This is a genomic window from Peribacillus sp. TH27 (assembly GCF_016650915.1).
GTDB classification, from domain to species: Bacteria; Bacillota; Bacilli; order Bacillales; family DSM-1321; genus Peribacillus; species Peribacillus butanolivorans.
This window is the reverse complement of the sequence record NZ_JAEKEV010000002.1, coordinates 4,940,190-4,954,154: the sequence shown is the minus strand read 5'-3', so window position 1 is coordinate 4,954,154 and position 13,965 is coordinate 4,940,190. Positions and strand designations below refer to the sequence as shown.

The following is a 13,965-nucleotide window of genomic DNA, read 5'->3' as shown; positions in this document are numbered from 1 at the left end:
TTTATGAAACGAAAAGCCGAAAGATGTTCACCAAGCTCCAGCGTTTTATAAAAGGATACGGTTATCCTGAATTCCAGTTGAATTATCTTTGAAAAACAAAAAACCTGGTTTTCACCAGGTTCCTTACATCAATGCTCATAAAATCGAAGCAAATCTCCGTATATGATTTTGTCTGAGTATTCAAGCTCTTGCTTTGCCTTTTCCAAATACCTTTCACATGATTCCTTTTCCGTAGGCTCTCCGGTTTTTTTATCATAGCAGGTATCCATAGTATAGAGATAATTCTTCATGATGAAGCTGCTATCGCGAAGAACGGTAAAATCAATTTTCTCCTTAGAAAATAAGTCTTTTCCGAATTCGATATAATCATCATTTTCAATACCCAGTAAATGAAGGAGAGTAGGCCTTACATCAATCTGACCAGAAACGGTGGAAATGGTTTGTCCCTTCTCCCCAGGAATATGAACGATCAATGGGACACGCTGAAGTTGAATGGATTCGAACGGCGTGATCTCTTTCCCAAGGAACTGGCTCATCGCTGAGTTGTGATTTTCCGAAATTCCATAATGGTCGCCATATAATACAATAATAGAATCTTCATATAAACCGTCACGTTTCAAATCCGTGATAAATTGTTCTAGCGCTTCGTCAGTATAGCGGACAGTCGGAAAATATTGATTCAATGTTTTGGAATTAGAATTGTATTCTTCCAGTGTCCTGTCTTCTTCATTCAATGTAAATGGGAAATGATTGGTTAAAGTTATGAACTTTGCATAAAAAGGCTCCGGCATTCCCTTTAAGTGAGCAATTGATTGCTGGAAAAATGACTTATCATTCAAACCCCAATTGACCGAATTTTTTTCTGAAACCTCATAATCATCACTATTATAAAAACGCTGGTACCCAAGAGATTCATACATCAAATCACGATTCCAAAAACTTTTGTTATTGGCATGCAAGGAAGCTGTATAGTAGCCATTTTCCTTTAATATTTCAGGAGTAGCTTTGTATTCATTCTGGGCATGTGTAAAAAATACCGCGCCTCGTCCTAATGGATAGAGAGAATTTTCAATAATGAACTCGGAATCGGACGTTTTTCCTTGACCAGTTTGGTGATAAAAGTTATCAAAGTAATAGCTCTCTTTAATAAATTTATTCAAAAACGGGGTGATTTCTTCACCATTCACGGTTTTATTGATGACAAAGCTCTGGGTGGATTCCAATGATACAAGAATCACATTTTTTCCTTTGGCAAGCCCATAGAAGTCATCATTCTCTGCTTTATGATTGGCGCGAACATAATTTTCAATCTCAGTCAATTCACTGCCATCTGCTAAAGCACGCTGAGCCGATGATTTTGTCTGTAATATTGCATCATACAGGTGGTAATGGTACGTACCGATGTTTTTAACGAGGATTTCACGGTCAAAAGTACGAGTAAGGAGTTCAGGACGCTCCGCTTCTGCTAACGCTAGGTTAAAAAACGTAATTCCTATCGTCATTAGTAAATAGAATTTCCGATCCTGCAGATTGTTCGCTCGATTATAGAATAATTTCGGTTTGGATTTTAAAAGTATTATCAAGAAAAGAAGATCAACAAAATACAAAAGGTCACTCGCATTAATCAGTTCATGAACACTGCTTCCAAGGTCGCTCATATTGCTCGTCTGAAAAAGCACTGGAATGGTTAAAAAATCATTAAAAAAGCGAAAAAAAACAAGGTTGGCAAACAGTACTAAGGTAATTAAGAAACTCATGGTTAACAAATAGGCTGTTCGTCTGGTTTCTTTCAAAAAAATATTTACGCCAAGAGCAAGCAAAAGGAAGCTGACCGGATTAATGAATAATATGATTTCCTGAATCCAATTTTCAATATCTATCTCAAAACTTGTTTTATAAGCGATGTATGTTTTAAGCCAAAGTGATAAAAACACAACCCAAAATAACGAATATTTCTGTTTCTTGAAGTCCCTTTTCAATCTGGTCCCTCCTAATAAAAAAAGCGTTGGAGCTATAATCTTTTACTTCCAAACAACAAAACACTTTCCATCACGATTCATTGTTCACTTACAACTGATAGTTAGTAGAAAAATTGAACTTCATAACTGAGATGAAGCCTTACAATTTGTTAGATGCACAAACTTATTTGAAAATTGCATTAATCAACCTTATAACCCTGTTTGTACAGGGTTATAAGGAAAGAATCATGGATTTAATTGATTTTTAATAAGCCAAGCTGCTCCAATTACCCCTGCATCATTGCCTAGTGTTGCAAGGCTAATTTCCGTTGATTTACAAACCCGCTTAAATGAATATTTTTCAAATGCCGAACGGACATTGGCGAGCAGAATGTCTCCGGCTTGTGAAACGCCTCCACCAATAACGATTTTATCTGGATTCATGACATTCCCAACATGTGATAAGGCTAACCCTAAGTAATTGCATACCTTATCTACCACAGCTTTAGATAGAGGATCACCTGCATTTGCACATTGGAATAACAATTTAGAAGAGAGCATAATTCCCTCGTTGATTTTCTGCTGAAGAAGGGACATTTGCTCGGAATTGTGCAAAGCCTCTAAAGCCAGTCGGACGATTCCTGTTGCTGAAGCAACCGTTTCCAAACAACCCGTTTTCCCGCAATTGCATGGAGCTCCACCATCTGTTACAACGGTTATATGTCCAATTTCACCCGCCGCCCCACTTGTACCATGGACGATTTGCCCATTATGGATGATTCCGCCACCTACACCTGTTCCAAGAGTAACACATACAAGGTCCTTGGCTCCATTACCCGCGCCTTTCCACATTTCCCCCAATGCTGCCATATTGGCATCATTATCGATTACAGCTGGAAGAGATGTCTCCACTTCCAATAGATCTTTTAAAGGATAGTCTTTCCATCCTATATTGATGGCTTCATAAATGGAACCGTTAACAAATTTCACAGGACCAGGGGCGCCCATTCCTATACCAAACACCTTACTCTTCGGTTCATTGAGTTCTTCAAGCTTCGCATCAATCGCTTTGGCTATGTTCATCGTAATGAATTTGCCATTTTCGGAGATGTCAGTGCTGATTTCCCATTTATGAATAATCTCTCCGTATAGATTAATTAGAGCAAGCTTGGTAGTTGTACCGCCTAAATCGACACCCATCAGCCACTTTTCCATCATTCTCACCTTTTTATCAATTTTTTTTCTGCTTTTCCCTTTCAAGAGACAATTGCTGCCTAATTAAAAGTATCGCCATTTGATAATCTTTTGTGTCCATCATCTGCATTCGATGAATTTCTCTGATTTCTGCTTCCATCAGTTCAAGCTCGGCTAAACGATCACCAATATAAATAAATGTCCCGAATCTTTTCAAATATTGTTGAAGATCATAAAATGTTTTCATAATAAACCTCTTTACTCTATTCTATAGGAAAGTATAACGAATCCGCCGCTATGTAACAAGCGCAGATTTCCCCTTATGATAATTTTTCCCATCCCCTCATAGATGTCCAACTCTATTCATATGATGAAACATTAGGAAAGTGAACGTTCATTGAAGGTCTTTTGAAATTTCCATATTTCATTATTCGAACCAACCTAGTATTTTGAACAGACATCATACGTTAAAACGGAGGGGAAAAATGAAACTACAATTGAAGTATACTGCTTTATTAGTATTAACTACCATTTTTGTCATCCTTTATTTTTCAAATAAAAATCAGGTAGAGGAAACCATTATTTATTTTCCTATCGATACCTCTCTCCATTTTGAACAAGCTGCCACTCATTTGACGCCGAAAAAAACAGGAGATTCAACATACTCTATAACTTGGAAGGTCAATTCTTCGTTGGACCGGTCTGCCTACCTACGCCAAGATGTCTCCCTGCTATACAAAAATGGGAAATTGACTGGATCTTTAAAAAATTGGAGACAAAATAAACAAGGACTCTCCCAAAAAGCTAAATCCAAAGAAAGCGAAAGCGGGCGTTATGAAGCCGTAACTTTTCACTATGCCGAGGTACACCCAACTGAAACCATTTTTACCAGTGCTCAACAACTAAGTAAAGATAAACTTTATACCGTAACTACACCAACTTTTCAATATTTCCATAGACCTCTTTCCGAAGTACAGAACGAATGGAAAAAAACGCTGGACAACTTGACCGATGAAATTACTCAAAACAGTTTGGAGGAAGCTAGTAATACATTTCAAATTAATCAAGATCAGTACAAAATTATCTCATTAACCGAGTTACCCTCAAAAAAAAACCAATGGCTTTCTGCCTTTCCCCAATTCCAACGTGAAGAAATTGTAGGAAAGCTTTGGGAAGGACTTTATAAAAATTATGTGTTAGGCGTAAAAAAGGAGGACGGCTCTACTGTGAGTTCACAAGGTAGCACCATCCCCCAATTGCTTGTAGCAAAGAATCAAAGTGAAATACTTGTCTTGTTTACACTGGAAGACGGTACCCCTATTATGCTACGTCAGAAGCTATAGTTGATTTTCAATTTCTGTTAACAATTTAGTATATGATTTTTTCTCTGGAGCAAGCTCAATTGCCTTTTGAGCTTGTTCTTTAGCTTGATCATACAACCCTAGATTCACATAAACTAAGGCCAGATTGTAATGGGCTTCATGTAATTCAGGGTTTTGTTCAATCGCTTTTTCATAATAATCACGAGCCTGATTTATATCCTCTGCACCAAAAGATAAATTTCCTAGTATAAAAAGTGAAAGCGGTGCGTCAGAATTTTCATTCACATATTTGACCAATAAATCCTCCGCTTTATCTTCTTCTTCATTGTCAATGTATTCCAGGGCCAACCTAGCCATGGTTTTATCATCTATAGCTGCACTATTCTGATGGTTAAAACCGAATTGCAGCAAGATATATGTCAGTATTGCCGTTCCTATTAAAAAGGCCAGCTGACGCAAGAGATTTTTAGCTTTTGGAAGGTGGACCACTCCAGCAGCCAAGAAGCCGCCAATCAATCCGCCAATATGCCCTGCATTGTCAATGCCTGAAACAGTGAAACCATAAACCAGATTAATAATAATTAAAACGATGACCGAAGAGCCCATAGATCGCATAAATAATTTCGGATATACAATTCCAAAATACAGAAGTGCCCCAAAGCAGCCGAAAATAGCACCGCTCGCTCCTGCTGAAAGATTTGGTGTCATAATAAAGCTGCCCAAAGTCCCGGCAAACCCAGCAAAAATATAAATGAATAAGAACCTGGCGTTTCCATAAATCCTTTCTACTTCAGCACCGATTAAATACAACGAAAATGTATTCATAAGTAAATGGATAAAGCCAATATGAACGATCATCGGGCTAAAGAATCTCCACCATTCCCCTTGCATGATGTAGGGAGAATATTTAGCTCCAAACTCAATCAGCGTCTTCGAATTGGTGCTTCCACCATTGAACTCCATCAAGATAAAAACAGCTATTTGTATCGCAATGAATATATATGTAAAGAATGGTTTAGAATTTTGAAACACTTTTTGCTCAGCCTTAGTCTTTTTAACGGATTCCGTGATGGCGGCCTGCTTTAACGTGAGAACTTTTTCTTCATCTAAATCTTCAGCTTTCAGATCGTGAATGATTAGCGGTTTTTTTAGGACATGCTCAAGATTTTGTAACGAAGCGGGAAACGTTTCACAAGCTAAAATAAACGTGTTAACCTTCGTTTTTTGAAATGATGCAGGCTGCAAACTAAATTCATAATCATCTACTGGAGCAAATTTACTCACGTAGATACTTAATATCGAAATAGGTTTTTTGTATAATTTCCTTCGGATTTTTTCCCCATTCTGTAAGGTTCGGTCAATATCGCGTTTCAGCCAGTTTGCCCAATCCAAATCATGACGAATAAGTCTGATGACCGGGAACTCCTTATTTTTATCGCTTTCGAGCCAAATCTCCTGATGGTTTTCCGTGACAGTGATCATTCGATAATCATATTGGGTTGACAACTGCCTTACAGTCTCCCAAAACAAATAATCCTCTTTAAATCCCAATACCTTCCCCACTTTCCAATGAATCTTTTCCTTCTAAAATTCCTGTTTCATTTAATTAAAACTATAGACGAAATTAAGAAAAAAGTAAAAAAAGAGACTGTTTAATTCCAATCTTTATCTCCTTTTAAATAAAAAAGGAACCCTTATTCAGGTTCCTTTTTAAAAGGCTGACATCATCATTTGGTCTGACTGAACATGCTTTGCATCATTTTATCCCTGACAATTGGCATATCCAAGGATTTGGTCACTAGAAACCTTCTTACTAAGCCGTTAGATAGCGCAACATTTATCAAGCGATACCTGTTTTGATAGCCCGCATAAACCACTAATCCAACCAAGAAAATCTGAACAATTAATCGAAGCATAACAATCCCTCCTACCGTTAGTGTGATACAGGATAGGATTTTTATGAGCTAAAAATGATAATTAATGAACTTCATCTTCTAATGGGCATATGTCCGTAAAACCTTTGTTGGGGTAATAAGTTTACCCACCGCGATATCATGCACCTCAATAGGCAGATCATCTATTATTTGAACTTCGTATGTAAGAGCTAATGTAGCTCCTCGGTAATAAGAGAGAAAACGGTCATAATAGCCGCCCCCAAACCCCAGTCGATATCCTTCTTTTGTAAAAGCAAGACCTGGTACAACTAATACATCTAATTCCTCAATAGTAGCTTTATTTGTTTCAGCTACAGGTTCAAGTAGTCCATAATAAACAGATTCCAGCTGATTAAAGGACATAATCTTTTTGAACTCCATCGTCTTCTTTTCAGGGTCACATTTTGGAACGGCTACTTCTTTTCCCTCACTCCATGCTTGCTCGATAATACGGACAGTTGGAACTTCCGGAGGAATTGAAATAGTAATCCCAATGGTTTTAGCTTTTTTCCATTCATCAAGGGAAAATAAGTTTTCAGCAATTTTATTCGATAATTCTTCGTGCTCCTCTTTGGTTAGCTCCATTAAACGAGATCTAACTTCCTGCCGGAGCTTTTTCTTATGTTCTCTCATCTTTTCCGACTCCTTTAGTCTACTTCTATTATTATCTCATAATATTTATTCATTTACTAAATACGAAGTAGAAAATTGTCGAATTATTCCGTGCATATTAGAAAAAGGTTTAATAAAAGGGGCTAGATTCTTTCAAAAATCGAATATTAAAGCGGAGACAATCAAAAAAGCATAAAAAAAACAACAGGAAAAATCCTGTTGCTTACTTTGTTTCACGGTGAGTGGTGCTGCGTTTTTCTCTTGAGCAGTATTTTTTAAGCTCAAGACGGTCTGGATTGTTACGTTTATTTTTTTTAGAAATATAGTTACGGTCTCCACATTCAGTGCAAGCTAACGTAATATTCACGCGCATGTGTATTTCCCTCCAAACATATTGACTTTTTCACATAGGACTTTTCTATAATAGCATTATTTGTTGTGAATTGCTAGTATGTTTTCGGGAAATACAACATAAACTTTTTTTATAGTTTATTACCCATGTTTTGCATCGCCAGGAGAAGCTGATTATTTATGATTTTCGCTTCTTCTCTAGTTTCAGCATGAATGGCCCAAGCGACTGCCTCTACACATTCCTTCGGCAAGATCTCCGTCTCTAAGGTAAACATACTCGTGACCTCTCCCTTGGCAAGCGGTGAATAGGCAAGTAGTCCTTCTTTCAGTGATTTAAAACACCCCTCTTGATAAAGGCTTCCTTTACCTTGAATGCAATATTGCGAGATACTTTTACCCTTTACCAATCCCCCTAATAAAGCAATCGATTGAGGAGCAACATGTAAAATTGCCCTTTCATTTGGACTGTAAAAAGCCACTGCCTGCCTTTCGAAAGCGTTTTCATAGTGAAAAAACACCTTCGGATGTTTAGGCTCAAATGAGGTATTCCTTATCGTAAACTTTGAAAAGGTTACCTGTCCCTGAGTATAAGTTTGTACAAGCGTCCGTATCTCCCCATTAGGATGACTCATTATATCCTCTTCAGGATACCAATCAAAACTCTCGTCCATCCATAGCCCAGCCTTTAACCCCTTTCGATATAATTCCTGGTTATCCTGCGGCATATACGCGGATAGTGAACTCATACAATCATCCCTTTCTCTAATTAATTTATATATAACTTATCGTTAGGCGCTGACAGCGAAACTATCCTTTTTAGATTCTGCACACCATATTCTTCTTTGGTTTTCACTTATAATTAACTATTCAAAATATTTCGTCTTTTCTTTTTATTCTATCTTCATGTTAGCATTGAATTGGCTTATGGACAATAAACACATTTTGTCGAATTTTATTTAAGTTGGCTAGCAAAGGGTTTTTCCATGTTTTAAAATCAAAAATTTTCCACCTCAGTAAAAGGCATCATGCTTTTCGACAAAAATTCGATACAAAAAAAACTTAATATGAAGTTACATGTTATTTTAGTTGATATAAAAATATGAAAATCACCAATTTTTTAAAAAATATGTGTAAAATATAAGTAAATGTCGAAAATTCTCTTCTGAGGTGAAAGCATGGAAGCCCTTATTATTCTATTATTCTCATTAGCCATCGTTATACTTATGATATCTTTTTTCAAACAAGATAAGATTGCCAAGTTAGAAGAAGATCTAGAGCAAATGACCTTAACCTATATGCAGGATATCTACCAATTAAAGAAGAAAGTGAAGATTCTTGAGGAGGAATTTGTTATTCAGGATGAGCTGATTAATCCTGAATCCAAATTCCAACAAGCTGTTTCTACCAATGAATTGGAGCCTATTCATAAAATTTTAAAAAGCCAGGTTCTTTCTTTATACAGCCAAGGCCTTTCTTTGAATCAAATCGCTAAGCAATCCTCTTTAACAAAAGAACAAACCATCTCTGTCATCGAACAACATAGATTGCGGGGAAACGAAGATGAATAAAGCAACACTGCAGGGTCTTTCCGCCGGTATCATTTTTTCCACCGCAATCTTTGCTGGCTTTTATTATGGCACAGGGGCGAATGCAGGCCACGCTCCGACTACGGAGGAAGCTAAGGAATTGCTCGTAAAAAAAGGATTTATCGTGTCATCTCCGACGGATGAAGGCGAAATAGCGGGCAAGCCGTCGAAGAGTGAGGACAAAGAAAAACAGAAAAAACAAGATGTAAGTCCGATTCAGGAAACGAAAGAGAAAGAGGTTTCCAAAAAGGAAGACACAATCGTCCCCTATACTTTAAAAGTGAAATCGAATATGACCGCTACAGAAATTACCCAGATTCTAGCTAAAGAGAAAATCATCGATGATGCTGCTGGCTTTGAAGCTTATATGAATGAACATGATTTCTCTAAAAATGTTCAAATCGGCGTCTTTGTCGTTACTAATAATATGACATACAGACAGTTGGCCCATACTTTAACTCATTAAAAAAAAGAGAGACTTTTTAATTGGACTTTGTCCGAAAAAAAAGTCACTCTTTTTCCATTTAGGAATGTATTCATTCATTCCTGCCAATATATCTCCCTCTTACCAGAAAGTAGATATTTTCAGCTATATTCGTTGTATGGTCAGCCGTTCTTTCTAAATAACGGGCAATTAAAGAAAGCTGTGTGATCTGCTGAAGGTTTTTTTCATCTGAAAGTCGAAGGAGACTTCGAATCATCTCTCCATAAAAGCGATCGACCTCATCATCCATTTCAATGATTTCTCTTGAAAGAACAACATCTTCCTTCTCAAATGCATCTATCGAAAGTTCAATCATCTTTAATGTAATATCATGCATCTGCTTTAATGGTGTTAAAGGCAGAATAAATGGCTGGTCACCGATTCGGATGGCTGATTTAGCGATATTGACGCCAAAGTCCGCCATCCTCTCAATATCTGAAGCTATTTTTATAGCAGCAATTATTCTCCGCAAATCAATCGCAACCGGCTGTTGCTTAGCAATCAGTAAAATCGCAAAGTCATTAATTTCCTCTTCTAATAAATCAGCTATTGTATCATTATCAATAACTTCAAGAGCCTCTTCAAGATTCTTGTTTTCCAAAGCGGTGAATGATTTTGATATCGCACCTGAAGCTAAATTAGCCAACCTCACTATTTTCTCTTGCAATTCTTTTAATTGAAGCTCAAAATTTTCACGAACAACCATTGTCGCATCTCCCTTTCATTCAGCCAAAACGTCCGGTAATATAATCTTCTGTTCTCTTATCATTCGGGTTCGAAAAGATAGTGTTAGTGTCTGAATACTCGATGACTTCCCCATTTAAGAAGAAGGCCGTTTTATCAGAGATACGAGCTGCCTGCTGCATATTATGAGTAACGATGATTATACTGAAATCTTTTTTTAGCTCTTGGACTAATTCTTCTATTTTCAAAGTGGAAATAGGATCAAGGGCAGAGGTCGGTTCATCCATTAAAATGACATCAGGTTCAATCGCCAGACAACGAGCGATACAAAGGCGCTGTTGCTGTCCACCAGAAAGTCCATACGCATTTTCATGCAGACGGTCTTTCACTTCATCCCAAATGGCTGCCCCTTTTAAACTCTTTTCTACGATTTGGTCTAGAATCTTTTTATTTTTGATACCGTGGATTTTTGGTCCGTATATAACATTTTCATAAATTGATTTAGGGAAGGGATTAGGTTTTTGGAAAACCATACCAACCTGTGTCCTTAAATCTTCTACCTTGTAAGACTGATCTAGAATATTGCGGTTCCTATATTTAATCTGCCCAGTCGTTTTAACATCTGGAACAAGTTCAATCATCCGATTTAACGTTTTGATGTAGGTAGATTTTCCACATCCTGAAGGCCCGATAATGGCGGTCACTTCATTTTGATACATATCTAGGTTAATATTTTTTAAAGCATGGTTTTCACCGTACCATAAATTGAGATCTGACGTTTCATACACCGTTTCCTTTAAGAAAACAGAATCTGCATTTTCATTTTCTATTCCAACTGTTGGAGCCTTTTTGGGTCCCGTTAATGTCATATTCATTCTTTCCTTCCTCCAATCAGTATCTTTTCTGGAACTTGTTACGGATTATGACAGCTATCGAATTCATTAAAATTAACAGGGCAAGTAAAACGATGATACCTGCAGCCGCAACCTGCTGAAATTCTTCCTGTGGTCGGGATGTCCAGTTATAGATTTGCATCGGTAGCACCGTAAAAGTATCCATGACCGATTGCGGTAAAAAGGCGATGAACAACGGGATACCAACCACAACTAATGGAGCCGTTTCCCCAATCGCCCGGGATAAAGCTAGTATTCCACCTGTCAAAATACCAGGTATCGCAGCTGGAAGAACCACTTTTAAAATTGTCTGCCACTTTGTTGCACCCATTCCATAAGAAGCTTCCCTTAAGTCACGCGGTACAGAACGTATGGCTTCCTGAGCTGCAACAATGATGACTGGCAAGACGAGTAGGCTCATCGTCAAACCTGCTGCCAACACGGAGCGATCCAAGGCTAGAGCCCTAACGAAAACCGTTAAACCGAGCAATCCAAATACAATTGACGGAACACCTGCCAGGTTGGATATATTCAGCTTTATAAAAGATGTGATCCAATTCTTTCGTGCATATTCCTCTAAATAAATCGCCGTTCCCACACCGAGAAGAAGGGAAACTGGGGTAACGACGGCCATTAACCATATCGAACCGATAAGAGCTGCCTTTACACCAGCCTCTTCCGGTCTCCTTGAAGCGAAATTCTGGAAGAAATCTAAATTTAAATGACCAATTCCTTGAGTCAATATCCGATAAAATAAGATGGCCAATACCAGAAGGCCAAATAAGGTTGCTAAGAAGAATAATCCTTTACATATCGAGTTAACCGCCAGCCGAGTGGGCATTTTTTTTACAACATGATTTTTGTTTATCAGTTTCATGTTTTAATATTCCTCCCTGAACTTGCGGGAGATGAACTGCGCCAATAAATTCATAATAAGCGTAAAGACGAACAGTGTCATTCCAACCGCATATATGCTGTAGTAAATCGTTGTCCCGTACCCTGCGTCTCCAGTACTCACCTGTACGATATAGGCAGTCATCGTTTGAATAGAATTTGTGACGTCCATACTCATACTTGGAGTCGATCCACCTGCGACACTTACGATCATGGTCTCTCCAATTGCTCTGGATAAAGCCAGGACAATTGAAGCAACGATACCGGACATGGCTGCTGGCAATACCACTTTAATCGTCGTTTCCAGCTTTGTAGCTCCTAGAGCATACGCACCTTCACGAATCGATTTCGGTACTGAGACAAGTGCATCTTCCGATAAAGAGGCAATCATCGGCATGATCATGATTCCTACCACAATCCCAGGACTTATAGCATTGAACATGTCAAGGGAAGGGAATATATCCCGCAATACTGGCGTTACAAAGGTTAAGGCAAAGAAGCCGTAAACGATAGTAGGGATTCCAGCTAAAACTTCTAAAATCGGCTTAATGATTCTCCGTGTTTTCTCTGATGCATATTCACTCAAGAAAATGGCGGTTGCAAGACCTATCGGAACTGCAACTATCGCCGCTATTACCGTTACCTTTAATGTTCCAACAACAAGTGGCATAACCCCAAATGAAGGCGTGGATGCAAAGGGTAACCATTTATGTCCTGTTAAAAACTCCACGATGGACACTTTCTCAAAAAATATAAAAGTTTCGAAAATCAACGTAAGGACTATCCCAATGGTAATTAATACAGAAATTACCGCTGTAAGGAACAACAGCTTAGGAATGAGTTTTTCTATATTCCATCTTTTTTTGCTTTTCTTTTCTAGAATTAATTGCTGTACAGAATAGGTATCTGTTTGTTTCGGTTCCAACATGTATCCTCCATTTCAGACACGCAATATTAAGGGGCTACCCAATCCCTCTATTTATACTAAGAGATTGGGCAGCCTGTTAAACTGATTATTTTTTTAGTTCGTTCAATTTTTCAAGATCCTTCTTGTACTCTTCTTCCGGTAAGCTGACGTAGCCTACTTCTTCAGAAAGCTCTCCAGCATTTTCAATGACGAATTGAGTATAATCAGCCACTTGTTCTTTTTCAGCTACACTTTTATTGGATACATATGTGTACAAAGGACGAGACAGTGGTGCATACTCTCCGCTTTTAATCGTTTCATGTGTAGGCTCAACAGCACCCTTACCGTTATCGATGGATACAACTTTTAATTTATCCTTATTTTCTGCATAGTAAGCAAATCCGAAGAAACCAATCGCATTTTTGTCACCTTCTACCCCTTGTACAAGAACGTTATCATCTTCAGAAAGAGTCGCATTTTCGACCATTGGTTTTTCCTCTAAAATAACTTCGTTGAAATAATCATATGTGCCAGAATCAGTTCCCGGAGAGTAAAATTTAATTTCTTCCTTCGGCCATTCCGGACGTATATCAGACCATTTCTTCACTGATCCATTGTCAACCCAAAGCTTTCTTAGTTCGTCAACTGTCATTTTATCGATGAACTCATTATCTTTATTGACAACGATAGAAATACCATCAAACGCAAGCTTCATTTCTGTATACTTAACTCCCTTTTCATCAAGTAACGCACTTTCTTCGTCTTTGACTGGTCGGGACGCATTAGTTAGATCCGTTTCTCCAGCGATGAATTTTTTAAATCCTCCACCTGTTCCCGATGATCCTACAGATACTTTAACATCAGGTTGTGCCGCCATATATTCTTCAGCAACTGCTTCCATGATTGGAAATACAGTCGATGAACCATCCATAATCACTTCGCCCTTGAGTTTATCTGAAGCCGTTTCATTTCCTTTACCGCTGTTTGAAGTATCATTAGATCCACATCCAGCTGCCACTGCTATTACTCCACCCATTACTGCAGTCATTGCCATAAATTTGAAACGTCTCATTTGTAAATCCCCCTAAGAATTTTATATGAATATTTTGTCCTACAAACACATCATACGTTTTGACTGTAAATTCC

The 13,965-nt window shown here is 38.0% G+C and carries 16 protein-coding genes; 3 read left to right on the top strand and 13 right to left on the bottom strand.

Features of this window, described 5'->3' with window-relative positions; translation table 11 throughout:
- Nucleotides 1–128: 128 nt before the first annotated feature.
- From JFU24_RS25260 to JFU24_RS25250, 3 genes are all read right to left on the bottom strand, one after another.
- Nucleotides 129–1,979, bottom strand: coding sequence for an LTA synthase family protein (locus JFU24_RS25260; protein ID WP_201223649.1), 1,851 nt, complete (start codon nucleotides 1,977–1,979; stop codon nucleotides 129–131).
- 225 nt (nucleotides 1,980–2,204) lie between these two features.
- The gene (locus JFU24_RS25255; RefSeq protein WP_201250669.1) at nucleotides 2,205–3,176 is read right to left on the bottom strand and encodes an ROK family glucokinase; all 972 of its coding nucleotides are present in this window, start codon (nucleotides 3,174–3,176) and stop codon (nucleotides 2,205–2,207) included.
- A 13-nt stretch (nucleotides 3,177–3,189) separates the two neighbouring features.
- Entirely contained in the window at nucleotides 3,190–3,399 is a 210-nt protein-coding gene (locus tag JFU24_RS25250; protein WP_053346956.1) for a YqgQ family protein, read from the bottom strand.
- 238 nt (nucleotides 3,400–3,637) lie between these two features.
- On the opposite strand from JFU24_RS25250, the gene JFU24_RS25245 reads away from it, so the two are divergent.
- A complete protein-coding gene (locus tag JFU24_RS25245) occupies nucleotides 3,638–4,495 on the top strand; it encodes a hypothetical protein (RefSeq protein ID WP_201223647.1) in 858 nt (285 codons plus the stop codon).
- Here JFU24_RS25245 and JFU24_RS25240 read toward each other — a convergent pair.
- The 5 genes from JFU24_RS25240 to JFU24_RS25220 form a co-directional block, all read right to left on the bottom strand.
- Nucleotides 4,490–6,025 carry a rhomboid family intramembrane serine protease gene (locus tag JFU24_RS25240; protein WP_201250668.1) on the bottom strand — a complete coding sequence of 512 codons (1,536 nt, stop codon included), beginning with the start codon at nucleotides 6,023–6,025 and terminating at the stop codon, nucleotides 4,490–4,492. The genes JFU24_RS25245 and JFU24_RS25240 overlap by 6 nt on opposite strands.
- A 176-nt stretch (nucleotides 6,026–6,201) precedes the next feature.
- Nucleotides 6,202–6,390, bottom strand: coding sequence for a hypothetical protein (locus tag JFU24_RS25235; RefSeq protein ID WP_053346959.1), 189 nt, complete (start codon nucleotides 6,388–6,390; stop codon nucleotides 6,202–6,204).
- A 78-nt stretch (nucleotides 6,391–6,468) separates the two neighbouring features.
- The gene (locus JFU24_RS25230) at nucleotides 6,469–7,041 is read right to left on the bottom strand and encodes a 5-formyltetrahydrofolate cyclo-ligase (protein ID WP_053346960.1); all 573 of its coding nucleotides are present in this window, start codon (nucleotides 7,039–7,041) and stop codon (nucleotides 6,469–6,471) included.
- Nucleotides 7,042–7,243: 202 nt separating this feature from the next.
- Nucleotides 7,244–7,393 (bottom strand): 50S ribosomal protein L33, encoded by a 150-nt coding sequence (gene rpmG / locus JFU24_RS25225; protein ID WP_028391797.1) that lies wholly within the window; start codon nucleotides 7,391–7,393, stop codon nucleotides 7,244–7,246.
- 109 nt (nucleotides 7,394–7,502) lie between these two features.
- The gene (locus JFU24_RS25220; RefSeq protein WP_201185815.1) at nucleotides 7,503–8,117 is read right to left on the bottom strand and encodes a hypothetical protein; all 615 of its coding nucleotides are present in this window, start codon (nucleotides 8,115–8,117) and stop codon (nucleotides 7,503–7,505) included.
- Nucleotides 8,118–8,546: 429 nt separating this feature from the next.
- Here JFU24_RS25220 and JFU24_RS25215 point away from each other — a divergent pair, with 429 nt between their 5' ends.
- Together JFU24_RS25215 and JFU24_RS25210 are read left to right on the top strand one after the other, a co-directional pair.
- Nucleotides 8,547–8,939, top strand: coding sequence for a hypothetical protein (locus JFU24_RS25215; protein WP_201223643.1), 393 nt, complete (start codon nucleotides 8,547–8,549; stop codon nucleotides 8,937–8,939).
- Nucleotides 8,932–9,423, top strand: coding sequence for a hypothetical protein (locus JFU24_RS25210; protein ID WP_201250667.1), 492 nt, complete (start codon nucleotides 8,932–8,934; stop codon nucleotides 9,421–9,423). The genes JFU24_RS25215 and JFU24_RS25210 overlap by 8 nt, the downstream gene beginning before the upstream one ends.
- 70 nt (nucleotides 9,424–9,493) lie before the next feature.
- On the opposite strand, the gene phoU is transcribed toward JFU24_RS25210, so the two are convergent.
- From phoU to JFU24_RS25185, 5 genes are all read right to left on the bottom strand, one after another.
- Nucleotides 9,494–10,147, bottom strand: coding sequence for a phosphate signaling complex protein PhoU (phoU, locus tag JFU24_RS25205; protein WP_053346964.1), 654 nt, complete (start codon nucleotides 10,145–10,147; stop codon nucleotides 9,494–9,496).
- Nucleotides 10,148–10,166: 19 nt separating this feature from the next.
- Nucleotides 10,167–11,000: a phosphate ABC transporter ATP-binding protein PstB gene (pstB, locus tag JFU24_RS25200; protein WP_053346965.1), complete on the bottom strand. Its 834-nt coding sequence runs from the start codon at nucleotides 10,998–11,000 to the stop codon at nucleotides 10,167–10,169.
- A 16-nt stretch (nucleotides 11,001–11,016) separates the two neighbouring features.
- A complete protein-coding gene (gene pstA, locus JFU24_RS25195; protein WP_201223641.1) occupies nucleotides 11,017–11,895 on the bottom strand; it encodes a phosphate ABC transporter permease PstA in 879 nt (292 codons plus the stop codon).
- 3 nt (nucleotides 11,896–11,898) lie between these two features.
- Nucleotides 11,899–12,837 (bottom strand): phosphate ABC transporter permease subunit PstC, encoded by a 939-nt coding sequence (gene pstC / locus JFU24_RS25190; RefSeq protein WP_376181771.1) that lies wholly within the window; start codon nucleotides 12,835–12,837, stop codon nucleotides 11,899–11,901.
- A gap of 88 nt (nucleotides 12,838–12,925) precedes the next feature.
- The gene (locus JFU24_RS25185; protein ID WP_053346968.1) at nucleotides 12,926–13,891 is read right to left on the bottom strand and encodes a PstS family phosphate ABC transporter substrate-binding protein; all 966 of its coding nucleotides are present in this window, start codon (nucleotides 13,889–13,891) and stop codon (nucleotides 12,926–12,928) included.
- Nucleotides 13,892–13,965 lie beyond the last annotated feature (74 nt).

What these genes read in the sequence shown, in the direction of transcription:
- pstA (WP_201223641.1), bottom strand. Translation starts at nt 11,895, where the DNA reads ATGAAACTGATAAACAAAAATCATGTTGTAAAAAAAATGCCCACTCGG.
- JFU24_RS25220 (WP_201185815.1), bottom strand. Translation starts at nt 8,117, where the DNA reads ATGAGTTCACTATCCGCGTATATGCCGCAGGATAACCAGGAATTATAT.
- JFU24_RS25255 (WP_201250669.1), bottom strand. Translation starts at nt 3,176, where the DNA reads ATGATGGAAAAGTGGCTGATGGGTGTCGATTTAGGCGGTACAACTACC.
- JFU24_RS25250 (WP_053346956.1), bottom strand. Translation starts at nt 3,399, where the DNA reads ATGAAAACATTTTATGATCTTCAACAATATTTGAAAAGATTCGGGACA.
- JFU24_RS25235 (WP_053346959.1), bottom strand. Translation starts at nt 6,390, where the DNA reads ATGCTTCGATTAATTGTTCAGATTTTCTTGGTTGGATTAGTGGTTTAT.
- pstB (WP_053346965.1), bottom strand. Translation starts at nt 11,000, where the DNA reads ATGAATATGACATTAACGGGACCCAAAAAGGCTCCAACAGTTGGAATA.
- JFU24_RS25215 (WP_201223643.1), top strand. Translation starts at nt 8,547, where the DNA reads ATGGAAGCCCTTATTATTCTATTATTCTCATTAGCCATCGTTATACTT.
- JFU24_RS25230 (WP_053346960.1), bottom strand. Translation starts at nt 7,041, where the DNA reads ATGAGAGAACATAAGAAAAAGCTCCGGCAGGAAGTTAGATCTCGTTTA.
- rpmG (WP_028391797.1), bottom strand. Translation starts at nt 7,393, where the DNA reads ATGCGCGTGAATATTACGTTAGCTTGCACTGAATGTGGAGACCGTAAC.
- JFU24_RS25210 (WP_201250667.1), top strand. Translation starts at nt 8,932, where the DNA reads ATGAATAAAGCAACACTGCAGGGTCTTTCCGCCGGTATCATTTTTTCC.
- phoU (WP_053346964.1), bottom strand. Translation starts at nt 10,147, where the DNA reads ATGGTTGTTCGTGAAAATTTTGAGCTTCAATTAAAAGAATTGCAAGAG.
- JFU24_RS25185 (WP_053346968.1), bottom strand. Translation starts at nt 13,891, where the DNA reads ATGAGACGTTTCAAATTTATGGCAATGACTGCAGTAATGGGTGGAGTA.
- JFU24_RS25245 (WP_201223647.1), top strand. Translation starts at nt 3,638, where the DNA reads ATGAAACTACAATTGAAGTATACTGCTTTATTAGTATTAACTACCATT.